At 56.4% G+C, this 23,455-nt stretch carries 21 protein-coding genes; 16 read left to right on the top strand and 5 right to left on the bottom strand.

Annotation, left to right across the window (positions count from 1 at the left end; genetic code table 11):
* Window positions 1-34: 34 nt before the first annotated feature.
* From V8L73_RS19635 to V8L73_RS19615, 5 genes are all read right to left on the bottom strand, one after another.
* On the bottom strand, window positions 35-607 hold the full coding sequence (locus tag V8L73_RS19635) for a LemA family protein (RefSeq protein ID WP_347253813.1): 573 nt from the start codon (window positions 605-607) through the stop codon (window positions 35-37).
* Entirely contained in the window at window positions 604-1,671 is a 1,068-nt protein-coding gene (locus V8L73_RS19630) for a hypothetical protein (protein WP_347253812.1), read from the bottom strand. The genes V8L73_RS19635 and V8L73_RS19630 overlap by 4 nt, the downstream gene beginning before the upstream one ends.
* Window positions 1,655-7,702, bottom strand: coding sequence for a protein kinase domain-containing protein (locus V8L73_RS19625; RefSeq protein ID WP_347253811.1), 6,048 nt, complete (start codon window positions 7,700-7,702; stop codon window positions 1,655-1,657). Before V8L73_RS19625 ends, V8L73_RS19630 begins: the two co-directional genes overlap by 17 nt.
* 196 nt (window positions 7,703-7,898) lie before the next feature.
* Complete coding sequence (locus V8L73_RS19620) at window positions 7,899-8,990, bottom strand: methyltransferase (protein WP_347253810.1); 1,092 nt, start codon at window positions 8,988-8,990, stop codon at window positions 7,899-7,901.
* Between the two features lie 87 nt (window positions 8,991-9,077).
* Window positions 9,078-9,473 carry a hypothetical protein gene (locus V8L73_RS19615; RefSeq protein ID WP_051155603.1) on the bottom strand — a complete coding sequence of 132 codons (396 nt, stop codon included), beginning with the start codon at window positions 9,471-9,473 and terminating at the stop codon, window positions 9,078-9,080.
* 354 nt (window positions 9,474-9,827) lie between these two features.
* On the opposite strand from V8L73_RS19615, the gene V8L73_RS19610 reads away from it, so the two are divergent.
* Genes V8L73_RS19610 through V8L73_RS19535 form a run of 16 tightly spaced genes read left to right on the top strand, consistent with a single transcriptional unit; the run spans window position 9,828 to window position 23,451 of the window.
* Window positions 9,828-10,559, top strand: a complete 732-nt coding sequence (locus V8L73_RS19610) for a beta-ketoacyl synthase chain length factor (RefSeq protein WP_027273821.1) — start codon at window positions 9,828-9,830, stop codon at window positions 10,557-10,559.
* Entirely contained in the window at window positions 10,547-11,365 is an 819-nt protein-coding gene (locus V8L73_RS19605) for a lysophospholipid acyltransferase family protein (protein ID WP_347253809.1), read from the top strand. Before V8L73_RS19610 ends, V8L73_RS19605 begins: the two co-directional genes overlap by 13 nt.
* On the top strand, window positions 11,358-11,615 hold the full coding sequence (locus V8L73_RS19600) for a phosphopantetheine-binding protein (RefSeq protein WP_027273823.1): 258 nt from the start codon (window positions 11,358-11,360) through the stop codon (window positions 11,613-11,615). Before V8L73_RS19605 ends, V8L73_RS19600 begins: the two co-directional genes overlap by 8 nt.
* Before the next feature lie 17 nt (window positions 11,616-11,632).
* Window positions 11,633-11,887, top strand: a complete 255-nt coding sequence (locus tag V8L73_RS19595) for an acyl carrier protein (RefSeq protein WP_027273824.1) — start codon at window positions 11,633-11,635, stop codon at window positions 11,885-11,887.
* Between the two features lie 36 nt (window positions 11,888-11,923).
* Window positions 11,924-12,493, top strand: coding sequence for a hypothetical protein (locus V8L73_RS19590; protein WP_027273825.1), 570 nt, complete (start codon window positions 11,924-11,926; stop codon window positions 12,491-12,493).
* Window positions 12,460-13,842 carry an AMP-binding protein gene (locus V8L73_RS19585; protein ID WP_347253808.1) on the top strand — a complete coding sequence of 461 codons (1,383 nt, stop codon included), beginning with the start codon at window positions 12,460-12,462 and terminating at the stop codon, window positions 13,840-13,842. The genes V8L73_RS19590 and V8L73_RS19585 overlap by 34 nt, the downstream gene beginning before the upstream one ends.
* Window positions 13,839-14,180, top strand: a complete 342-nt coding sequence (locus V8L73_RS19580; protein WP_347253807.1) for a hydroxymyristoyl-ACP dehydratase — start codon at window positions 13,839-13,841, stop codon at window positions 14,178-14,180. Before V8L73_RS19585 ends, V8L73_RS19580 begins: the two co-directional genes overlap by 4 nt.
* Window positions 14,171-15,901: a glycosyltransferase family 2 protein gene (locus V8L73_RS19575; RefSeq protein ID WP_347253806.1), complete on the top strand. Its 1,731-nt coding sequence runs from the start codon at window positions 14,171-14,173 to the stop codon at window positions 15,899-15,901. The genes V8L73_RS19580 and V8L73_RS19575 overlap by 10 nt, the downstream gene beginning before the upstream one ends.
* Window positions 15,891-16,322, top strand: coding sequence for a thioesterase family protein (locus V8L73_RS19570; protein WP_347253805.1), 432 nt, complete (start codon window positions 15,891-15,893; stop codon window positions 16,320-16,322). The genes V8L73_RS19575 and V8L73_RS19570 overlap by 11 nt, the downstream gene beginning before the upstream one ends.
* On the top strand, window positions 16,319-16,945 hold the full coding sequence (locus V8L73_RS19565; protein WP_347253804.1) for an outer membrane lipoprotein carrier protein LolA: 627 nt from the start codon (window positions 16,319-16,321) through the stop codon (window positions 16,943-16,945). Before V8L73_RS19570 ends, V8L73_RS19565 begins: the two co-directional genes overlap by 4 nt.
* On the top strand, window positions 16,920-19,274 hold the full coding sequence (locus tag V8L73_RS19560) for an MMPL family transporter (RefSeq protein WP_347253803.1): 2,355 nt from the start codon (window positions 16,920-16,922) through the stop codon (window positions 19,272-19,274). The genes V8L73_RS19565 and V8L73_RS19560 overlap by 26 nt, the downstream gene beginning before the upstream one ends.
* Window positions 19,271-19,849 (top strand): DUF3261 domain-containing protein, encoded by a 579-nt coding sequence (locus V8L73_RS19555; RefSeq protein ID WP_347253802.1) that lies wholly within the window; start codon window positions 19,271-19,273, stop codon window positions 19,847-19,849. The genes V8L73_RS19560 and V8L73_RS19555 overlap by 4 nt, the downstream gene beginning before the upstream one ends.
* The gene (locus V8L73_RS19550) at window positions 19,846-21,015 is read left to right on the top strand and encodes a beta-ketoacyl-[acyl-carrier-protein] synthase family protein (protein ID WP_347253801.1); all 1,170 of its coding nucleotides are present in this window, start codon (window positions 19,846-19,848) and stop codon (window positions 21,013-21,015) included. Before V8L73_RS19555 ends, V8L73_RS19550 begins: the two co-directional genes overlap by 4 nt.
* The gene (locus V8L73_RS19545; RefSeq protein ID WP_347253800.1) at window positions 21,012-21,497 is read left to right on the top strand and encodes a hotdog family protein; all 486 of its coding nucleotides are present in this window, start codon (window positions 21,012-21,014) and stop codon (window positions 21,495-21,497) included. Before V8L73_RS19550 ends, V8L73_RS19545 begins: the two co-directional genes overlap by 4 nt.
* Entirely contained in the window at window positions 21,494-22,225 is a 732-nt protein-coding gene (locus tag V8L73_RS19540; RefSeq protein ID WP_347253799.1) for a 3-ketoacyl-ACP reductase FabG2, read from the top strand. Before V8L73_RS19545 ends, V8L73_RS19540 begins: the two co-directional genes overlap by 4 nt.
* On the top strand, window positions 22,222-23,451 hold the full coding sequence (locus V8L73_RS19535) for a beta-ketoacyl-ACP synthase (RefSeq protein ID WP_347253798.1): 1,230 nt from the start codon (window positions 22,222-22,224) through the stop codon (window positions 23,449-23,451). The genes V8L73_RS19540 and V8L73_RS19535 overlap by 4 nt, the downstream gene beginning before the upstream one ends.
* Window positions 23,452-23,455 lie beyond the last annotated feature (4 nt).

Raw genomic sequence — 23,455 nt, 5'->3', positions numbered from 1 at the left:
AGCACTGACCTGCACGCGCCACGCCGCGAGGCCATCAGTGGACGTCCGGTCGGTACTCAAAGCCGCTTTCGGCCTCTGAATCGCTGAAGGTCGAAAGCTTTCTCTTCTTGTTGAACATCCCGTTAACCAGCGAGTTGGGGAACATTTCAATGCCGTTGTTAAAGTCTTCAACGTTGCGGTTAAAGATGCGAATGGCCGCACCGATGTTCTCCTGCTGTTCGGAGATTTCCGCCATCAGGCCGCGGTACAGATCGCTCGCCTTCAGATCCGGGTAGTTTTCCGCGACCGCGTACAGGCCATTAAGCAGCGCCGTGGTCTTGCTGCGGGTTTCGGACAGCGCGTTTAAGTTCATCGCGCCCGTATCGAGCTGTTTGAGGGACGCGCGCAGCTCGGTGACCTGCTTCATGATGGTCGCTTCGTAGTCCTTATATTCGGCGGCAATTTTTTCCAGCGCCGGGATCGTGTTGTTTTTCTGCCGCTCCTGCACCACGACGTCGGCCCACGCGCGCGCCACCGCGTTCATGCGCCCCACGATGCCGTTATAAATCACGACGACGGCAATAATCACCAGCGCCACAATGCCAATGGGAATCAAGATTTCCATCATTCTTCATCCTTTCTAAAGTTACTGTCGGAATACACCATGAGGGTATGAATAAAGTCCAGCGCTCTTTGCAGTTCGGGCAGCGCGTTGTGCCCTCTCACCTCTTCAATAAAGGCGTCGGGCGAGGCGAAGTCGTGCTGCTGCTGCCCCGAAATCACGCTGCGGTTATCAAACGACATGCACAGCTGCGCCTGTGCGTTAAACTCCAGATTAAGCGCGCTGAAGCCGTTGGCGGCCTCCTCGCAGGCCAATACCACCGTCGGCTTGAGAAAGCGGGCCGCCGTCATTTCCGTATCGGCTATCACCTTGAACAGCTTGTTAAACCGATTGGAGGAAGGCTTATAGTCGCTTCCCTTAAGCCCGCTGACGGATTTACCGATAATCGCCAGATGGCTTACGTAACGAAACGGCAGCATGATGCCATAGCGATCGTAATGATCGTATACCGTGCGCGTTCTTACTCTCCCTTTACTGTCGGTGGAGACTTCCGTTCGCTTATCCACATAGTGGAAATGGTAAAAGTGATAGCTAATAGCGTGCGTTGCCCCCTGATACCGGCCTTCGTATCCGGCGGACAGCTCCCTTGAATAGTTGCCGCGGTTGAACTCATAAAAATTCGAGAACAGCTGCTTTTCCAGCTGAGGCAGTTCGTCCCCCAGCTCGCGCATGTCGTTATCAAACAGCAAATCGCGCTGATAGAGCCGCTCGGCAAGGGCGCGTATGCGAGAACTTTTGCGCCACATGTAGATAAAAAGCCCCACGGCGCAAAGCCCAAAGATCACCATCAGGATAACTACCGGCGCGCTCAGGTGGCGATAGGCATAATACTGATAGCCGCCAACCAGCGCTGCGGCCAGCAGAGCCAGGCATGCCACCAGCTTTGGCCGGGTATGGTTAAACGCCAGCGGTCCGTCAAAGGCTCTGACCCGTTCAATGGCCGCCACCAGGCCGTCCTGAGACTCGGCGGCTTCGACGGCCTGCGATACCTGCGCCAACAGCTCCGCCAACCGCCGGTTGTGGTTGGTCTCAAGCGGCCCTACGGGCCGCGTTTCATCCGACTTCGCCATTACTCTTCTCCATGTCCCTTATCGTACTTTCCCGTTCCGGCGGCATTCGCAGCGACGTTAGCGCCTGCTCAATGGCTTGCGATAGCCGCCGACGCTCCTCATGTGCATCGTGATACCAAGCCCATAAAGAGATCCGGTAGCGATGAGGGACCGTGCGAGCAACTACCGACGGGCGCCACAGCTCCCTTGCTCTGGCCCGCTCCAGCAGCGGATGGTGCGGCATATCGCACTCGATGCCGATAGCATAACGCCCGCTGTCGGCATCTTCTACCAGCGCGTCGAAATAAAACGCGCCTTCGCGCCGCGCATCGGCCACTGTCCACCCACAGTCGCGAATAAAGGCCCTCACCGACTGCACGAGTCCGTCCTGCATCTCGCGATCCGCGCTCGCGCCGCCGCTTTGCGACATGCGCCGTAAAAACGCGCCGCCTCGCTCAAACTCCCCGGCGGACAGGATTCTTACGTATTCCAGATAGCCCTGCAGAAAGTCCCTTGGAATATCGGGCCTGCGGCGAGTGGTCAACAGATCGGAAATCTCATCGATCGGCATAGAGGAGAGGACAGTCACCTGCTTTTTCGCCCGGGTCACCGCAACGTTAAGCCGACGTTCTCCGCCCTGCTGGCCCAACACGCCGAAGTTGCGCCGGAAAGCGCCCTGCGCGTTGCGGCCGAAGGTAGTGGAAAAGACAATCATGTCCCGCTCGTCGCCCTGAACGTTCTCCACGTTTTTGACGAAAAACGACATATCCTCCCCATCCTCAAGGCGCGCCAGCTCTTCGCGATAGGCCTGCCGAAAGGCATCGTCCCGCGATGCTCGTTCTTCCAGCTCGTTTTGAATAAGCTGGGCCTGCTTCTGGTTAAAGGTCACGACGCCGACGGAGGGGCGCTCGGCAAACGGTCGGGCCCAGACGTCAGCCAGCGTTTCCACTGCGGCCTTCGCTTCATCAAGATTGCTTTGATTCTGATACAGCCCGCCGACGTCGATAAGCCTCACTGGCTTAACCGCATCGATAACCCGACCGGAATGCTGGACCGGAATATTCAATCGGTTGTGATAAAACGCATGGTTAGAAAAGTTAATCAGCTCTCGGTAGGCCGAACGGTAGTGGATCTCCAGCGTCTGCACCGGCAGTACGGTCCGCGCCAGGTGCAGCAGATCCGGGCAGTCGCCTATCTTGCGGTAGTCCCATACCTCGCCGGCCAGTTCCTGCTGCGCTTCTTCCGCCTCTGCGCCATCGTCGTCTTCCGGCAACCGGCCTGAGAAAAAGGCGGACGGCGGCATCTGTTTCTCATCGCCACTGACGACCATCTTCTTACTGCGGTATAGGGTCGGCAGGGCGTATTCCACCGGCATCTGCGATGCCTCGTCGTAAATCACCGTATCGAACATGCCCGGCGTCAGCGGCAGCACCTGGCTGGCGACGTCGGGGGTCATCAGCCACACCGGGCGCAGCGTCATTAACCCCAGCTCGACGCCTTCTTCGATAAATTCCCGCAGTCGGCGCATACGCTTGCCGCTCAGGCGCGTAATCTCCTCCCATTCGCGAGACGGGCGAATCGGCACTTCCGTAACGTTTTCGGTGAGCTCGGTCATATTGCGCTCTCGCATCATGGCGCTGGCTTTGGCCATATGCGCAATCGCTTTTTCCCTATGGGAAACCGGCTGCTGTAAAATCGGGAAGCGCCATTCGATAAGCTGCTTCCAAACTCGCCGAGCCTCTCTGTCGAGGGTATTTTCCACCGTTTGCATAAGCTCGGCTTCATCAAGCGCCTTAAGCGCTGGCGCCTGATGACGTAAGATGCGCAGCACCGCCAGCGCCGGCTCGTTCATCTGCGCGGCGACGGGCCGGAACCGCTGGTAGGCGTCCAGCGTCGGCAGCGCGCTCGTAAGCAAATCAAGGGTCTCCCGCAGGGAGCGATTGTCTTTAATCGCACAAGTGAAGTCGCTCAGCGCGTCGGCGGTTAGCCAGTTTTGCAGCGTATCCAACGCCTTCAGGCTCTGCGCCCTCGCCTGGCTGCGGTTTACGGCGGCGCGTATCTCGTCGCACTGTTCGATAAACCCGTCCTGCTGCCGCGCAACGATAGCGGATACCAGCCGCGCGGCGTCCGGCGATTCGGCCAACTGTCGATACCGCTGTTCAACCAGCTCAAGCCGACAGTAGAGATCCGCCAGCACCCGACTCAGCCCAAGCCCGTCTAGCGGGCCGACGGGCTCTACGCCCAGCGGCTCCCCAAGGCGGGTAAGCTCTGCCCTGACCCTGCGCCACTGCTGCTCCTGGCGCACCGACGCCAGCACCCGTTCGCACATGCCGAGGCTGAACGGCAGCCCCATTTCAACCATAAACGCCTTCAGGCGGCGAAGGTTGAAGTAATAAAACGGATTAAAATAGCGCAGCGCAGAATGCCCCTGCGCCTGCTGCGCAGCCGCCTTCGCCAGCTGAATCAGCGCGCTGTCTTCGCAGCGGGAAAGGGGTTCGAACAGCAGCGGATCGCTGCCATCGACGTCAATTGCCTGAAGTCGGCCAATCAGCACGCCGAGCTGCGTCAAGATAGGTTCGCCCGGCCCCGCCGCGCCAATGGGCACGTAAAACAGCGGCAGCCAGCGCGCCATCGTGTCCCACTGCTCTGGGGAAAGGGTTAAAAAACCGTGGGCTGTCGATTCAAGCCAGCTTTGGCGGCCGGCAACGTCGTCCGAGTCAAAGTCTCGGTGAGGATCGGACAGGGCCACGTCTCGCTCGCGCTCCTGGCTGCGGAAGCCGTCAAACGCATCGCTAAACGCGGCAATGGCCGATGCCGATGAAATAAAGGGGCTAAGCCTCGCCAGCGGGCTATCTTCATAGTCTGCGGCCAGCCACAGCGCTATTTCCGGCAGGATCTCCAGCTTATGGTTCGTAAGCTCGCTCAAGCCCCACGACTTCATCACCTCGTGCAGCTCGGGCGCTTCCAGGCGCATCGTTACGCCCTCCAGCCGGATGAGCTCTCCCATCAGCGCCCGATAGCTGATGCCGACGGCGGGGTCCGGCTGATAAAGCGCCTGATAGTAGTCGTCCAGCTCCCGTTCTAACCGATCAATCTGAGCGGCCAGCTTTTGCCGCCCGCTTCGCCAAGGGAAGAGGGGGGCCGGCTTTAGCGACCGATAGTAGTTATCCAACTGCTCCCTGACGCTTCGGATCGTCTCGCGCCCCGAGAGCGCATCCCTGACGATGACAACCCGGTCAGACAGGCCGCTGGCCGTAATGCGCTTGTACACAACGTCAAGCGCGGTGGCTTTCTGACACACCACCAGCAGGCTGCGCTGCTGGCCAATGGCGTCAGCCACCATGTTCACGATAGTCTGGCTTTTCCCGGTGCCGGGCGGCCCTTCAATCAAAAGCCCCGGAGCTCGACGCGCCGCCATTACCGCGGCCTCCTGTGAAGGGTCGGTGGCGGAAACAAAAAAGCGCGACGCTTCTCCCACTAGCTCTTGCACATCCGGGCTGGGTTCGCCCATTCCCAGCGCCGTTTCCAGCGCGGTGCCGACCGGTGAACGCTGGCAAAGCTGGTACAGGTCTTCCCCTATCGCCTGACTGAGAAACGACGCCTGGAACAGCACCGCGCTGCACGCCAGCCGGGTCTCACGCTCGGGAACGACGACGTCCAAAGGCGGCAGGCGAACAAGCTCTGCGCCATCGGCATTCGCCATGATGCCCAGCGCCTGCATGACCTCGTCAATCGTCAACGTCCGTCGGCTCATTAACTCGTCAACTATCGCCTGCCACTGCTTAACGGACGCCGCATTGACGACGTTTTCCAACGCGGGGTTCAGCCTGGCGACGCCTCGATCGGCGTCAAAACGCAGGCTGGCCGCCCCGCTCACGCCCGCCGCCATAGAAACGCTGACGGGCCAAAGCAGCAAGGGCGCAATGCGCGGCTTAATCTGCCCCGGCTGAAGGTTGGTTAAAATAAAGGGAAATCCTAGATAGAGGCTGTCTATGCCGGTATCGCGCTGGTACATCTGAGTCTGCGACGTCAGCGTGCGAAGCCGCCCGCCGGCGTTGCCCTGCGCCGTCAGCGCGGTGGAATCAATGCCTATCGCCGAGCGGTGGCGAGCCAGAACGTGATTAAGCAGCCGCTGCGCCGAGGGTTTGCCGTCAAGCTCAGTCAGATCTATCCGCGCCGAGTGCGGCGTGACGCTCATCCGTACCAAAGATCCCCGCATGGATGAAGCGCGAATCTTTCGGCTAAAGAAATTCAGAACCTGATTAACGTAGCGCTGCCTTTCCGGCATTTTCCACGCCTGCGGCTCTATCGCCAGCATCACCAGCGCCCGCTCCAGCGGAAGGCGACGTTCAAGCACAAACCCGTCGGCCCAGCGGTCAAGTTCGTCAATCGCACAGCGGTTAAAGCCGCTTATCCGCTCGTTAAGTTCCTGATATAGCGCCTGTCGCGGCAGCCCTATCCATTCGCGAGCCTCTTCTTTATCGAAATCCGTCACGCCATATTCCCGCGCCAGCGCGGCGGCCTGAACCAGAATGCCTTCCGCCGCCACAAACTGGGCGATGTCCGCGCTGAGTAAAACGATAAGCTCCTCTTCGCTCAACGTTCGGCGGTCGATAAAAAGCGCCAGCCCTTCATGGTGAGTTTCCGGAAACAGCCGACGCTGGCGCTCCCAAAGCGCCAGCAGGCGCGCGCGTGAGGTGGCCAAAAGATGCAGCCGAAGCCGCTCTTCGTCCATCGCTATCTCCAGCCGCATCCCCTTCTCGCGAACCCTTTCCTCCCGCGCCTTAAGCAGCGCGAGCCAGTGCCCTTGTTCAACGTCGGCTAAAAACGTCGGCAGAGGGCCGCTTATCAGCTCATACCCCAGCGTAGGGTTTTTCGCCAGCCACGAGGGAGTAACTATCTCTCCGCGATAAATCAGGGGCATAGGGGGGCTTAGCAGCTTAAGCGTCAGCAGCAGGCGGAAGTCATCGCTTAGCGGATGCAGCTCCATAACCTGATACAGCAGATTCATCGTTGACGGCGGCAGGCCTATCGACTGCGCCCAGCGAACGATGGCGCCGCTTTGCATCATGGCCAAGGCCTGCGGCCAGAGATCGGCCTGCGCTGCCGCCAGCGCAAACGCGGCGGGGTCCGAATAGGGCACATCGCCTAGAAACAGCGGGAGGCCGCTCGGTTTGTCGCCTCGGTAACCTTCCTCTATGACCTCAATCGGCCTGCCGTCCAGCCAGGCGGCAACCTCCGACCACTGCCAGCGCCTTCGGCGGTCGACGGTCAACAGCCCTCCCAGCAGCGGATAAATATCGTCGTCAAGGCCGTCCGGCAGCGTAACGCCGCTGGTTAACGTCTCGATAAGAAACGCCTGTAGCGGCCTGTCGTCAAAACACGTCCTCTGGGTTAGCTGCTCCAGCAGGATCATGCCGAGGCTCCACCAGTCCGATGCGCTGGAAACCCCGCCCGCCAGCGTCTCGGGCGCGCTGTAGCGGCTCATCTCAAGCGGGGAGACGACGTCCACGTCGCGTTCAGACAGGCACGCGGAGCCGAATTCGATAATGACGATATCCAGAGGGTGGCGGGTTCGAATAAGCAGGTTGGCAGGACGCAGGTCGCGGTGGCGCAGGCCGTTCTCGCTAAAGTTAGCCAGCGCGCTGCCAAGCTCGCGGACGATGTCCCGAACTTCGTTCGGCTGCCAGAAGTCCCCTTGAGAAATAGCGTCCAGCAGAGAACCGCCGTCCAGCGCCTCCATCACGTACCAGGCGCGATCGCGCCAGCGGCCGCTGTCTAAAAGCTCGGAAACGTGCTCTTTGGGAAGACGATGTACAACGTCATAGACAGCCGGGTCCGGCTCGCAGCCGTAGGCGTATAAAATAAGTACGCCCCGACGACCGTCCACCTCATGAACTACCCGGTAGCGATCGCGCTGCTCATCGGGCTTAGGCAGTCGGTCGGTGATGCGCCAGCCGTTGATTTCTGAAGCACAGGTGCCAGACAGTGGTTCACCCACGTCAGCGAAAAAAGAGGGTTCTGAATGGTTTTCATGACCGAGGCGCATCATAAGCCGTATCCACTAAATAAACAGAGCGTCCATTGGCCACGAGAACAAAGCATAGATGACACGGTGACACCGCTGATTCCTTTCACAGACCGTTATGGCAATCAGGCTCTACCTTACTTTATTTTGGCGGAAAGTGGAGTAATAAATACGCGGAAAAGTGCAATCAAAGGGAGGCGCGACGGCCTCTCTTTGCGCGTTATTTCGGCAGGGGCTTACAGATCAGCAAGGTATGTCCAAGCCCCAGATTATCGATGTCCTGTTCAACATAGAAACCGGCTTTGCGCAGGCAGTCATACAGCACTCTGGAGTGATAAAACCGGCTGTTGCCGTTCGCCATGCAGGTGAAGTACAAAGACGACGCGTTCAGGCTAAGCGCTCCAGCTTCAAAGGGCTGGCGATCCCAAAAGACTTCCATAATGCATACGCGAGCGTCTGGATCCATGCTGTCGTGAATAAGCTTCAGGATGTGCACCACCTGCTCTTCGCTAAAGCAGTCTAAAAACTGGCTCATCCACCACATGTCGGCTTCGCCAGGAAGCCGCTTCGCCTGAAGGAGATCCACGCCATAGCCGTCAATGCGCTCACTGAGCCCTGCTTCGGCAACATTCTTTTTCGCCAGTTCAATTTGCTGGGGTAAATCCAGCAGCGTGACCTTGACGTTCTCATCATTTCTCGCGCAGCACAGCGCCCATTTGCCCGTATTGCCGCCGACGTCATAAATATGCTTGGGCTTAAAGGGAAAGATGTGTTTGAAGGCGGCGGAAAATGCGGCATCAGAATAGAAGTGATCGAAGGCAAACCAACTTTTACGCGCCTCTTCAGGCAATTGACTCAGCGCAGGATAGATAGTCGACCAGTCTCCGAAAACGCGAAGCCCTGCGGGCTTTTCCTGCGACAGCGCCTCTTTTAAATGGAACATTCCCTGATAGCAAACGTCCTGACTGAAGTCCATGTTGACGCGCGTCATCTTGTCATGCAGAAGAAAGTGACCCACCTTACCCAGGAAAAAGCGGTCGGCTCGTTGAAAGACGATGCGGCTGCTTAAGCCAACGTCCAACAGCAGTTGGATAGCATAGCGGCTTAGCGACACGGCGTCAGCGATGTCGTCAATCGTCGCTCCTTCCGCTGATGCGTCGTCCAGATGAGCTAAAACGCCGCTGTCTCTAAGGTTAAGTGCTGCCTGAAACAGCATGGGGGCAAAGGCGATCTTTTGTGCTTCCGTAATGGCTTCAAACGCCGTAAATAAATCTTTATCGTAGCCGTAACGGACTTCAGCTTCGCTGCTCAAGGTTATTCCCTTAACTTATCACGCTTAAATAACAAAGATGCGGAGAAAATTCTCCGCATCAATCAATAAACTCACGACCGACGATAGCTATAGCGCTTTAACGGCCAGCAGCTTGTTTTGAATGTCCTGATCCAGCTTGCTCGCCCAGCGGTTGTAGTTGCTCGGCACTTTTGCGGTATCGGAGGTTAAATTCTGACTGCCGACATACTCAATGGAGTAACCGGTTTTCGTATAAGGAATACGGATCTCCGCAGAGTTGCCGCGCGTGACGATTTTTCCGGTAATCAGGCCGGTGCGCATCTTCTTCATCTCCCAACCGCGGGCCTTGCCGGAATCCATAATCGCTTTTTCGATTTGCTGATTGGTGAAGCTGCCGTCCAGATCGGTGCTAATATTACGCGCCGCGACGTTGCCGCTGCATCCGGTAATAAAGATAACGGCTATCAGGCCTACCAGCAGGGCTTTTAAACTCTTCATGTTCATTTAACGACTCTCCATAAGTTCAGCGGAAAAAATATCTGCATATAATTTCCCATCCTGTGTAAATTCCGGTCAAATCATACCCGAATACCAAATGGGGAATCTACAAAACGGGAAAAAATTTCGGTACCGCCTATCAAGTAAGAAAATAAATAGAATTATCTTTTTACATAACCAATGTGGCATTTCATATACTCTCGCCCATTGTTGTTGTGAAACACAACGCATCCAGCCCAAGATATCATTCACGCACCCTCTAATTTACGAATATCCCTATTGCTAACCTCATATAAAATGAGGCCTCAATCAGGTATTATTGCGTTAGTTTTTTAGCTGACATAGGCCTTCTTTAACTTCATGACGTTTTCACTGAACATCCTTGACTGGTGCGCGCTGGCGCCGGGGCTTAGCAACCATGAACAGTGGCGTCAATGGTCAAGCCAATCGTTCGATGACTGGTCGGTCTCACTGCCGCCCACGCCCCATATTCCGATGATGATGGCACGTAGAATGAGCGCTCCGAGTAGGCTTAGCGTCGAGGTTGGTATGACGCTGCTGGAGCAACGGCCGGATGCCGCCGTATTCATCAGCCGGCACGGTGAACTTGAGCGTACCTATAAAATCATTGAATCCCTGTGTCGGCAGCAAGACGTATCCCCCACCGATTTCGCCATGTCGGTACACAACACGGCGGCCGGGCTACTAACCATCGGAGGAAAGGCGCCGTTGCCCATGACTTCGCTGGCTGCGGGAATCGACGGTTTTCAGCAGGGTATGCTGGAAGTACAGGCGATTATCAGCGCCGGTGCGCAAAAGGTGCTGTTGGTTGATTTTGACGGTGCCGTGCCCGAAGCCTACAGCACCAGAATCACCCATACGGTTCCCGCCTACGCGGTTGGCTTATTGATTACACAGGGCCAGGCTCTACGCTGTCAGGCAATAAAAAAAGCGCCCAGCCCGAAGCATGAAACTAGCGAACTCCCACAGTCACTGGACTTTCTACGCCACTATTTGACCAGTCACGCTTTGACAAAGGAATCGTCATTTATCATTAAAGGAGCAGGGTCTGACTGGCAATGGAATCGCTAACCCCATCCCTTCAATCGTCCGTGCTAAACCGCGCTTGGCGCATTGCCGCAACCGGTTTCTGCTTCTCGCTGTTCGGCATTGGCGCGCTCATGCTGTCTACGTTCTGGTTCACGGCGCTACGCCTGCTGGTAAAAGACGGCGAACGCTGCGCGACGCTGACGCAGAGCAGCATCAGACACAGCTTTCGCCTTTTTCTTTGGCTAACCCGAGCGCTCGGCGTGCTGGACTACCGCTTTGACGGCGTTGAAAAGCTGTCGGAAGACGCAGGCGCCCTGGTTGTTGCCAATCACCCCAGCCTGCTGGACTACGTTTTTTTGGCATCCTGCATGCCGCGCTGCGACTGCATCATTAAACAGTCTCTGCTAGGGAACGTTTTCATGCGCGGCGTCATCAAGGCCGCTGGCTATATCCCTAACGCCGAATCCGAGACGCTGTTGCCGCAGTGTAAGGCGCGTCTGGACGACAAGGGCATGATCCTCATTTTCCCTGAGGGAACGCGAACGACGCCGGGCGAGCCCATGCGCCTTCAGCGCGGCGCAGCCAACATCGCACTACGCTGCCAGGCGGATATTCGTCTGGTAGCGATTCATTGTGACCAGCCAATGCTGACGAAGCGGGGAAAGTGGTATAATATTCCGCCGGTAAAACCACGGTTCCACATAACGGTAAAAGAAAAACTACGCGTAAAGGATTACGTCGCAGATGACGATGCCTCTTTGGCAATCGCCGCTCGCCGTTTGACGCAGACTTTAAGCCAAAGGCTCATACCAGAGCCAGTTCAAACTCATGAGAAAAATAATGGATGATTTAGCAAAAGAAATTAAAACCCTGATTATTGAAGCCCTGAATTTAGAAGGGATGACGCCGGACGATATTGAAACCGACGCGCCGCTGTTCGGCGACGGGCTGGGCCTGGACTCGATTGACGCACTGGAGCTGGGTTTGGCTATTAAAAATCGCTATGGCGTTATACTCTCGGCCGAAAGTGAAGACACGCGTAAACATTTTTATTCCGTCGCTTCGCTCTCCGAGCTTGTTGCGTCCCAACGCGGTTAATCACCAGGGTAAAAGACATGGATAAACAACAAATATTTCAAGAAATTAAGGCCATTATCGTTAAGCTTTTCGAAGTTGACGCCGATGACATTACGATGGACGCCAAACTCTATGAAGACCTGGAGCTTGACAGTATTGACGCCGTCGATCTGGTTGTACACCTGCAAAAGATGACCGGTGAAAAGATTAACCCGGAAATGTTCAAATCCGTTCGTACGGTAGAAGACGTCGTTAACGCGATAGGCCAGCTCTTGCAAAAGAAGAACGGCTAAACACAATTGCCTACTGTGATGAACAGCCGTCGGCGTATGCCGTTTCGCCCCGTCGTTATCATTCAGGCTTTGACCGCGCTGGCCATTATCGGCTACCCGTTTGCCGTCTATTTTGGCCTCAGCTATTGGGGCGTCGCCGTTTTGGCGCCTCTGCTCATAGCGCTGTTTGCCGCTAGGCTGGTGCTGGCCCGAGGCAAAGTCCGCCAACTGACCTGGCTGATGAAAGCATTCTCTGCTTTAGGCCTCCTTTTAGCGCTTGCCAGTTGGCTGCTCAAGCAAAACCACTGGCTGTTCTACTATCCGGTTGTCGTGAATATTTTGCTGCTCACGCTGTTTGGGCTGTCACTGTTGCGACCGCCAACGCTAGTTGAACGATTGGCCAGATTAACCGAGCCGGATCTTCCGCCTGAAGGCGTTCGCTATACGCGCAACGTGACGAAAGTATGGTGCTGGTTTTTTATTTTTAACGGCGGCGTCGCGCTTTTCACCTGCCTCTATAACGACATCGAAATATGGACGATGTATAACGGTGCGATAAGCTATTTTTTAATGGGAACCTTAATGGGTGTTGAATGGATAATCAGAAAAAGGCTCACACGCACTTAACGCTGCGCCTGAGCGACATCCTCGGCCCGGACCGCCCTCACAATACGCCCATTGCCTGGCGCAACGCCGAAACGCTAACGCTGTCAGACCTGAGGGCCTGCGTCAAAACGCTCTGCCGTCAACTGCAGGCCACGCAGGGCAAGCGCTGGGCGGTTTGCTTCGAAGACAGCTATCTGTTTACCGCCGCGCTGCTAGCGTTAATCTACTGCGGAAAAACGCCCGTTATCCCCGGTCATCTGCGACAAAAGCAGCTTCAAGAGCAGCATCAGCAGGGCGACTTTGACGGCATGCTAACCGACCTCCCGCTACAAATCGGCACGCCTACGCTGTGGATTTCATCCATAGTGCATAAAAACGAGACGTCCGGCACATCCTTGCCGCTTTGGCCTCAGGATGCGGAGATCGTTCTGTTTACTTCGGGCTCTACCGGTCGGCCGAAGGCTATCCGTAAACCTGTTTCACTATTGGAAAAAGAGAGCGAACTTCTGGTTCGCCGTTGGGGTAATCAGCTTTCGGGCACCCGCATTGCTGCGACGGTTACCCATCAACACCTCTACGGCCTGACGTTTCGCATTTTCCTTCCTCTGGCTATGGGACTCCCGTTTAACGCCCTGCTAACCGAATACCATGAGCAGCTCCAGCCCCTGTGCTCGACGCCGCTCACGCTGATAGCAAGCCCGGCATACTTAAAACGGCTTGATTCAACGCTGCCCCCGCTCTCATGCGCTTTAATCTTCAGCGCCGGCGGCCCGCTCGAATTCGAAGATGCCCGACTCGTCAAGCAGAGCCTGAACGCGCTACCGCACGAAATTTATGGCACCAGTGAAACCGGCGTTATTGCAACGCGCTGTCAGCGCGACATCGGCAGCCTATGGAAACCGATGGACGGCATCACGGTTCATCAGCAAGAAGACGGTACGATCGACGTCGTTTCTCCACTGTTTGACGGAGATGCCGGCAAAACAATTCATGACTTGATCGAACTGCATCCGGAAGGTTTCTACCTTCTTGGCCGTAAGGACAGAATCGTCAAAATTGAAGAAAAACGGCTGTCCTTAACCGACGTAGAGCAGCGTCTGATGGCGCTCGACGTCGTTCGCGATGCGGCCGTTCTTCCCGTTACTCAGGGGCGAAGGTCGGTTTTAGCTGCCGTCATCGTACTGACCTCGCCGGGAGAACGACACAGGCGGCAAAACGGCGATAACGCCGTGATAAGTGAACTGCGCCAGTCGCTGCGAGAATGGCTCGAACCGGTGGCGCTGCCGCGACGCTGGCGCATCGTCGATGAAATTCCGCACAATGCCCAAAACAAACGCGCCTACAGCGAACTACAGGAGCTGTTTTTATGATGCTACCCGCAGAAACGAGTCACCGTATCGAAAACAGCAATGCGACCTTCCACTTTACGCTATCGCCGCAGCTTTTTTGGTTCAAAGGGCATTTTCCGGAACAGGCGCTGCTGCCGGGCGTCACGCAGATACACTGGGTGTTGCACTATGCCCGTGAGGCTTTCGCCTTAGATCTCTCTTTTTCCGGCATTGACGTTGTCAAATTTCAACGCCCCCTGTTTCCTAATGAAGACATCGTGTTAACGCTGGCCTGGGATGATGAAAAGAAAAAGCTGAACTTTCAATATGGCTGCCAAGGCGCCATCGCCAGCAGCGGCAGGATAAGCCTATGCCGCTAGAAAACGCCTTCAGACCCTGTCTGGTCATCCCCTGCTATAACCACGGCGCAACGATGGGCGACGTATTAGAACAGCTGGAAGTTTACGAATTGCCCTGCATAATCGTTGATGACGGCAGCCAGAAGGAAACCGCCGACGAGCTGGAGCGACTAAGCCAGAAACACGCCTGGGTAACGCTGGTTCGCCATCGGCAAAATCAGGGAAAGGGAGGCGCGGTATTAAGCGCGCTGCGCGAAGCCAGGCGTCTGGGTTATAGCCACGGGCTACAGGTCGACGCGGACGGCCAGCACTATCTGGAAGACGTTCCTCGCCTGTTGGCAGAGGCGCGGGCCTATCCTGATCAAATTGTTTCCGGCCAGCCCATGTACGACGACAGCGTGCCGAAATCTCGCCTTTATTCGCGCTATATCACCCACGTTTGGGTTTGGATTGAAACGCTCTCATTTTCCATTCGCGACAGCATGTGCGGCTTTCGGGTTTATCCGATAAACGAGGTGCTGAGCCTTGCCGAGCGCACCACGCTGGGCCAGCGGATGGACTTTGATACTGAAATCATGGTCAGGCTCTATTGGGAAGGCACGGCGTCCCGCTTTGTTCCCACTCGAGTGATTTACCCGCAAGACGGCATATCCCACTTTGACGTTTGGCGCGATAACCTACGCATTTCGTGGATGCACACGCGCCTGTTTCTCTCCATGCTGCCGAAAATGCCTCGCCTCATCGCCCGGCACTTTAACCAGCGTACGCACTGGTCAGAAACGGATGAACGCAAAGGGCAGTGGGGCATTCGCCTGATGGTGAAAACCTACCGTCTTTTCGGCCGGCGCGCATTTAAGGCGCTGCTTTATCCGGTTATCGGCTTTTATTGGCTAACCGGCAGCCGACAAAGAAAGGCTTCCGAGCTGTATTTAGCACGGTTGAAAGAAGCCGCGAATCAAAAAAACGTGGCGCTCCCCGCGGGGCTTAACAGCTACCGCCACTTTATGCGATTTGGCGAAGCCATGCTGGACAAATTGGCCTGCTGGCTTGGCGACATCAGGCTGGAACAGGTCGACTTTCCCGACAAACAGGCCTGTGTTGAACGAATGAATTGCAAGCAAGGCACGCTTATCCTCGGCTCCCATTTGGGCGATCTGGAGGTTTGTCGCGCACTGGGCGAACTCTCCTTTGGCGTTAAGATCAACGCACTGGTCTTTACCCAGCACGCCGCGCGCTTTAATCAGGTCATGCAGGAAGTCAATCCGCGCTCGAACGTTAACCTGATTCAGGTAGACAATCTGGGGCCAGATACCGCCATTATGCTAAAACAGAAGCTGGACGGCGGAGAATGGGTAGCGATTGTTGGCGATCGTACGCCAATTAGCCATCATCGCGACAACAACGGCGAACAAAGATTAGTCTGGACGCGCTTTCTGGGCCAGCCGGCGCCGTTTCCCCAAGGGCCATTTATTTTAGCGCACGTTTTGCGCTGCCCGGTCTATCTGATGTTTGGCCTCAAGCCCGACGGGCAGTTTCGCATTCACTTCGAGCCCTTCGCCAACCCGCTGTCGCTGCCTAGAGCAGAGCGCCAGCAGGCGTTACAAGAGGCCGTTGAACGATACGCGAAACGTCTGGAACACTATTGCCTGACGTCGCCGCTTGACTGGTTTAATTTCTATGACTTTTGGCAGCTCACCGAACCGCAGCATACGAAGGAGACACCCCGCCACCATGACGCTTAAACACGATCCACGCGCTTCGGTTGACGTTGAGATAACGGTGCCGTTTCATGACGCCGACGCCATGGGCGTCGTCTGGCACGGCAACTACTTTCGCTATTTCGAAATAGCCCGCGAAGCGCTGCTAAAGCAGTTCGACTACGGCTACCGTCAGATGAAAGAGTCTGGCTACGTCTGGCCGATTATCGACACCCGGGTTAAGTACGTTTCCCCGCTGCTGTTTGAGCAGCGCATTCGGGTTCGCGCGAGGCTTACGGAATATGAAAACCGCCTGCGGATCGACTATGTCATCACTGATGCAGAAAGCGGGAAAAGAACCACCAAGGGCTACACCATTCAGGTAGCCGTGGAGGAGAAAAGCGGCGAGATGTGTTTCGTCAGCCCGCCCATTCTGTTTGAGAAACTGGGAGTGACCGCCGCATGAACCGTACGCTACGCCTCTGTCTGGTACTGCTGTGCGGTGCAATGATGAGCTTATCGACCGCCGCTCGCGCCGTGACGCTTGGCGACCTCCAGCAGCGCTTCGCTCAAAAAACTACGCTGCGGGCGCAGTTTGAACAACTACGCACCATCAGCGGCATGTCTCAACCGCTTAAGTCCAGCGGTAACCTGCTCATCTCTCCCGAAGATGGACTGGTATGGAACCAGAGCGCGCCCTTCGCCATGACGATGTTGATGAACGACGTCAAAATGGAGCAGCGCATAAGCGGCCAGGCGCCGCAGATCGTCACGGCGCAAAGCCACCCGCAGCTGTTCCAGTTCAACTCGCTGCTGACGGCGCTGTTTCACGCCGACAGGAAGGCGCTTGAACAAAACTTTTCCCTGTCGTTTAGCGATCTCGGCGGCGGACGCTGGCGTCTGGTTTTACACCCCACGACGACCCCCATTAATAAACTGTTTCGCCAAATTACGCTCAGCGGCGCAGAGTTTCTTAATGAAATACAGATAGAAGACATGCAGGGAGACGGAACGCACGTCCGCTTCTTTAACCAAAAAACCAAACCGGACGCGCTCACGCCAGATGAAAAACGCTATTTTTCGCCCTGACATTCATCGTCGTTTGGCGCTGGGATGGCTCGCCTGCACAATAGCGCTGCTCGCGGCACTCGTCCTGATCCTGCCAAACGGCAGGATCAACAGCAGCGTGATGGCGCTGCTGCCAAATAAGCACGCGCAAAACGTCCCTCCCGAGCTGGAAGAAGGGTTCAACCAGAGGCTGGATCGCCAGCTGGTCTGGCTTATTAGCCCTCCTAGCGGTGACAGCAGTGCGCCCGCAGCGTGGTGGCAACAGCAGCTTCAACAAACGTCCGCCCTGCGCGATATCGCCGGCCGCATGGACGGATCGCATCAGCAGTCCTGGGGGAAGTTCTATTTTGACCATCGCTATCCGCTGCTTGACGAAGCAACCCGCGTACGTTTAAACGAATCGCCCTCAGCGCAGGCCGACTGGGTTCTCAGCCAGGTTTACTCGCCGTTTGCCGGGGTCAGCGCTAGCGAACTCAGCGGCGACCCGCTGCTCACGATGCGCTCCTCACAGATGGACCAACAGCTCAGCGCAGGTCCGCTTACCCTAAGCCGCGGCTGGCTGACCAGCCGCGACGAACGGGGAAGAACCTGGTTTCTTATCCGAGGAGAACTCAGCGCATCGTCCTACGATATCCAAAGCGCTCGCCAAACGGTAAAACGACTTAACGCGCTGAAAGCGCAGTTAGAACAAAAATGGCCGGGCGCTAAAGTCCTACAGCGCGGCACGCTGTTTTACAGCGACTATGCAAGCCAGCAGGCCCAGAACGATATTTCAACCATCGGTACCGTCTCTGGATTAGGAATTATTGTACTTATTTTGTTCGTATTTCGTTCCCTCAGGCCGCTTTGGCTGACGCTGCTGTCGCTCTCGGTCGGCGCGCTGTGCGGCAGCGTCGCGGTTTTTGCGCTGTTTGGCGAAATTCACGTTATGACGCTGGTGATGAGCACCAGCGTCGTGGGCATATCCATCGACTATGCGCTGCACTACCTGACAGAGCGCCTGATCCACGGAAACGAGGAAAGCGCGCTGGCCAGCATGAAGAAGCTGTTTCCGGCATTGATACTGGCGGTAGCTTCCAGTGCGGTAGCCTACCTGCTGCTTTTTATCGCGCCTTTCCCCGGGCTACAGCAGTTGGCCATTTTCGCCGCCGCCGGGCTTAGCGGCGCCTTTCTGACCGTCATCTGCTGGTATCCGTACCTTTCTCGCCAACTGCGGGTTCGCCCCCATCTGCGCCCCGCTTTTTTCTCGCGCTGGATAGACGGCTGGCGCAACCAGAAGGCGATCCGCTTTGGCATTCCGCTGCTGGCGCTGGCGGTTGCCGCAATCGGTATATCCCAACTTCGCGTCGATGACGACATTCGCAAGCTGCAAACCCTGCCGCCGGAGTTTCAACGGCAGGAGCAGCAAATTGCCGCGTTAACGGGGCAGCACAGCGATCAAAAATGGTTTATGGTTTTCGGCGACTCGCCGCAGCAGACGCTGGAACGATTGGAGCCTTTGGGCAAAGCGCTGGAGGCGGCAAAGCAGGAAGGGGCGCTACAGGGGTATCGCCGCATGCCGTTCCCCTCAGAGCGGCAACAGCGCAGCAATATCGCTCTTGTTAACCAGCAGGCGCCCGAGGTTGTTCAAAAGCTGCAAAATGCTGGGCTGCCGGTCAGGTTCACGCCCTTGCCGGACGCGCCCGCTTCGCTGGACGATTGGTTAAAAAGCCCGGCCAGCGAAGGCTGGCGACTGCTTTGGCTAAGCCTGCCGGACGGGCGTTCGGCCGTTCTTGTGCCGGTAAACGGCGTCAAACGCCCTGATGTACTACGTCAACTGGCCAACACCAATACCGGCGTGGTTTGGGTGGATAAACACAGTGAGTTTTCCTCGCTGTTCTCCGTTTATCGGCAGCATCTAACGACCATACTCGCCGCCACCGTCGCGGTTATCGCCGTGCTGTTTTTACTCCGCTTTGGCTTACGACAGGGAATACGGTGCCTGATACCGACGCTGCTATCGCTCGGAATAGGACTCTCCGTACTCGGGCTTAGCGGCCAGACGCTCAACCTGTTTTCACTGCTGGCGCTGGTATTAGTGCTTGGCATCGGCATGGACTATACGCTGTTTTTCAGCAACCCCTCGGGTACGCCCTCGACGTCGATGCTGTCTATTTTCATGGCCGCCTTAACGACCGAACTCAGCTTTGGCCTGCTGGCCGCCAGTGGAACACAGGCGATTGCAGGCTTTGGGCTGGTGCTCAGCGGTGGTATATTTACCGCATTCTTGCTGTCGCCGCTCGCGCTGCCCAGCTTGCCCTTGGACAAATCGTCTTTAGGCAATACGCCTTCAGAAAAGGAATCTTCATGAACATAAGGCTATGGCCCCGTTTCGCTTTGCTTGCTCTGCTTCTCGGCGGCTGCTCGCTTTCGCAAAATGGCGCTCAGCCCAAGGCATGGCTAAAGCCCGGTACTCGAGTTGTTCTACCCGCGCCGACGCTAAACGTAAAACTAAACCAACAGCAGCTATTGACGGCTACCGTCGACGGTAAAGCCCAGTCGCTGATGGTCATGCTGGACGCCGACGGACAGAAAATCACGCTGGCGGCGCTTTCTCCTATTGGCATCAGGCTGTTTAAAGTCACTTATGACGCGATGGGAATTCATACGGAACAGTCGGTTGCGCTCGGGGAGCTGCCTCCTGCAGAGCAGGTTTTATCAGACATTATGATGAGCTACTGGCCCATTGAAGCCTGGACGCCAAACCTCCCGAAGGGCTGGCGGCTTACCGACATTCAGGATAAGCGCCTGTTGCAGGACGAGCGGGGCGAAACCGTCAGTGAGATCCAGTATCGCAATGAGGGCGGCAAGCGACAGCCGGTCGCTATTATCCACCATCGCTTTGGCTATCAGATCCAAATACAGAATATGGATAACGCTTCATGATTTATTTGTCTCACGTTGGCCTGATAAACGCATTGGGCGGATCGCTTGCCGAAATCGGCGATCGCCTGACGTCAGGCCACAGCGGACTCACACAGCAGGAAGGCTGGCTGCTAAACGGCAAGTCAACCTGGGTTGGCGAAGTGGCCGAAGCGCTACCGGAAATCCCGCCTCACTTGGCGAAGCATCGTTCACGCAACAATGGCCTACTCATGGCTGCACTGGCGCAAATACGGCCAAGGGTTGATGACGCTATCGCCCGCTTTGGCGCCGATCGCATTGCGGTCGTCATGGGAACCAGCACGTCGGGCATTCACGAAGGAGAGCTAGCCATCGCGCATCAGCTAACGCACGGCAAGCTGCCTGAGCACTACGACTACCAGCAGCAGGAGTTGGGCGATCCCTCTTCATTTTTGGCAAGCCTGCTGTCGCTAAACGGGCCGGCCTATACGATTTCAACCGCCTGCTCTTCCAGCGTTCGCGCCATTATCAGCGGCGCTCGTCTGATTCGGGCCGGGCTTGCCGACGCGGCGCTAGTCGGCGGCGCGGACAGCCTATGCCGCATGGCGATAAACGGCTTTAACAGCCTGGAATCCGTCTCTTATCAGCGCTGCCGCCCGTTTGCTCAAGGCCGCGACGGCATCAATATTGGCGAGAGCGCCGGGCTGATTTTACTAACCCGAGAGCCGTCAAAAGTTGCACTGTTAGGCTACGGTGAATCGTCCGACGCCTGGCACATGTCCGCGCCTCATCCGCAAGGGGAAGGCGCAGAGCGAGCCATGCGCATGGCGCTCGCTCAGGCGAAAATGACGCCTCAGCAGGTTGGTTACATCAATTTGCACGGTACTGCGACCGTGCTTAACGACTCGGCAGAAAGCCTGGCGGTTCACCGCGTTTTCGGCCCTGAAACGCCCTGTAGCTCAACAAAACACCTAACAGGACATACGCTGGGCGCTGCGGGTATTACCGAAGCTATCCTTTGCTTTCTGCTTCTCGATCGAGATCTTCCGCTGCCGATTCAGGACTTTTCATTATCGGCAAAGGACCGCGCCCTTGCCGATATCAATCTTATTACTCATCCGCAGAAATTATCGAAAAAGGCCGTCATATCCAACTCGTTCGCTTTCGGTGGGAATAATGCCTGCGTACTTTTAGGAGAGGTTGGATGACAGAGTTTCAGCCAGCGGCCAGCTATCTTCCTCACGAAACGCCAATGGTGTTTGTCGAAAAGGTAAATGCCGTTGATAGTCAAGGCGCAGTTTGCGAAGTCAGCGTTGACCGCAGCGGTATTCTAGCGCCGTTTCTCACGCCTCAGGGAGAGCTTCCCGCCTGGTTTGCCATTGAAATCATGGCGCAGACTATCGGCGTCTGGCGAGGTTGGCACGGTATGCAGCTAGGCCAAGAGCCCAGGCTCGGCATGCTGCTGGGCGGTCGCGGCTTTAAATCAACGCTTGCTGCTTATCCCAGTGGCAGCAGGCTTTTAGTTAGCGTTACCATGCTGCTGCAGGATGATAAACTGGCAAGCTTCGATTGCCGACTCACGCTTGATGGCAAAGAAGTGACTCAGACAAAGCTGAACGTTTACCAACCCGACGATGAGGAATTACGGCTGCTAATACAGCCACCTAATGGAAAGGACACCACACCATGACTCGCTCAGTTTTAGTTACCGGTGCCAGTAAAGGCATCGGCCAGGCCATTGCGCTTCGCCTCGCGCGGGACGGATTTAGAATTATTGTTCACTACTTAAGCGATCTCGACGGCGCGGAAAATACCCTAAGCCAGATAAAAAGCACCGGCGGAACCGGACGCCTACTGCGTTTCGACATTAGCCAGCGGCAGGAATGCCGTGAAAAAATCGAGCAGGATATTGAGCAGTTCGGCGCCTATTACGGTGTTGTCAGCAACGCGGGCATCATTCGCGACGGAGCGTTTCCCGCTCTGACGGAAAGCGACTGGGACGGCGTGATCCACACCAATCTGGACAGCTTCTATAACGTCATTCACCCCTGCATTATGCCGATGATCGGCCTCAGGCAGGGAGGGCGCATCGTCACGCTCTCATCCGTATCGGGTATTACCGGCAATCGCGGACAGGTCAACTACAGCGCGGCCAAGGCCGGCATCATCGGCGCGACAAAGGCGTTAGCGCTGGAGTTGGCAAAGAGAAAAATTACCGTAAACTGTATCGCGCCCGGTTTGATTGACACCGGCATTCTGGATATGGAGTCGGCTGCACTGGATGAAGCCATGCGCATGATCCCCTTAAAGCGCATGGGGCAGCCGGAAGAAGTAGCAGGGCTTGCCAGCTATTTAATGTCTGACGCCGCGGCCTACGTGACGCGTCAGGTCATATCGATTAATGGAGGAATGATATGACGCGTCGCGTCGTTATTACAGGAATGGGCGGCGTCACCGCACTTGGCAACGATTGGCCGAGCGTTTACGCCGCACTTAAGAGGCGAAAAAACGCCATCAGGTTTATGCCGCCCTGGACCGAGTTTGAAGGGCTAAACACCCACCTCGGCGCACCGATCGTCGACTTCTCACTGCCGGAACACTACACGCGTAAGAAAATCCGCTCTATGGGTCGGGTTTCGCTGCTGTCCACCCGGGCAACGGAGCTGGCGCTGGAAATGGCTGGGCTCTTGGAGCACGACGCTCTGACCGACGGCAGCACCGGGATCGCCTACGGTTCATCAACCGGCAGCACCAAACAAATCGGCGAATTCGGCACCATGCTAAACGACAAAAACGTCTATAGCATCACCGCCACGACGTATGTACAGATGATGCCCCATACTTCAGCGGTAAATACGGGGCTATTTTTCGGTCTGCGCGGTCGAGTTATTCCAACCTCAAGCGCCTGCACGTCCGGCAGTCAGGCTATTGGCTACGCCTTTGAGGCCATTCGCCACGGCTACCAAAACGTTATGGTGGCCGGCGGCGCGGAAGAGCTTTGCCCTTCGGAGGCGGCCGTATTCGATACGCTGTTCGCCACCAGCCAAATGAACGAATCGCCAGAGCTGTCGCCACGCCCTTTCGACACCAAGCGGGACGGCCTAGTGATTGGTGAAGGTGCGGGTACGCTCATTTTGGAGGAGCTTTCTCACGCTCAGGAGCGAAACGCGACGATCTATGGTGAAATCGTCGGTTTTGCTACCAACTGCGACGCATCGCACATCACCCAACCGCGCAAAGAAACCATGCAGACCTGCATCGAACAAGCGCTGAAGTCGGCTAACCTGTCGCCACAGGATATTGGCTATATTTCTGCGCACGGTACCGCAACGGAGCGCGGCGACATCGCCGAAAGCCTGGCAACGGAGGCCGTTTTTGGCGACAAAACGCCGATCTCCTCATTAAAAAGCTACTTCGGCCACACGCTGGGCGCCTGCGGCGCACTGGAGGCATGGATGAGCATCGAGATGATGCGCAACGGTTGGTTTGCGCCGACCATCAATCTGGAACAGCCAGATCCCGCCTGCGGCAAGCTCGACTATATTATGGGGGAAGGCCGCCATATCGAGACTGACTATATTCAGTCCAACAACTTTGCCTTTGGCGGCATCAATACGTCACTAATTATTAAACGCTGGTTGTAAACCA

Source organism: Leminorella grimontii (assembly GCF_039789245.1).
Lineage (GTDB): Bacteria > Pseudomonadota > Gammaproteobacteria > Enterobacterales > Enterobacteriaceae > Leminorella > Leminorella grimontii.
The sequence above is the reverse complement of the archived record's forward strand: the minus strand, read 5'-3'. Positions and strand labels throughout refer to the sequence as shown.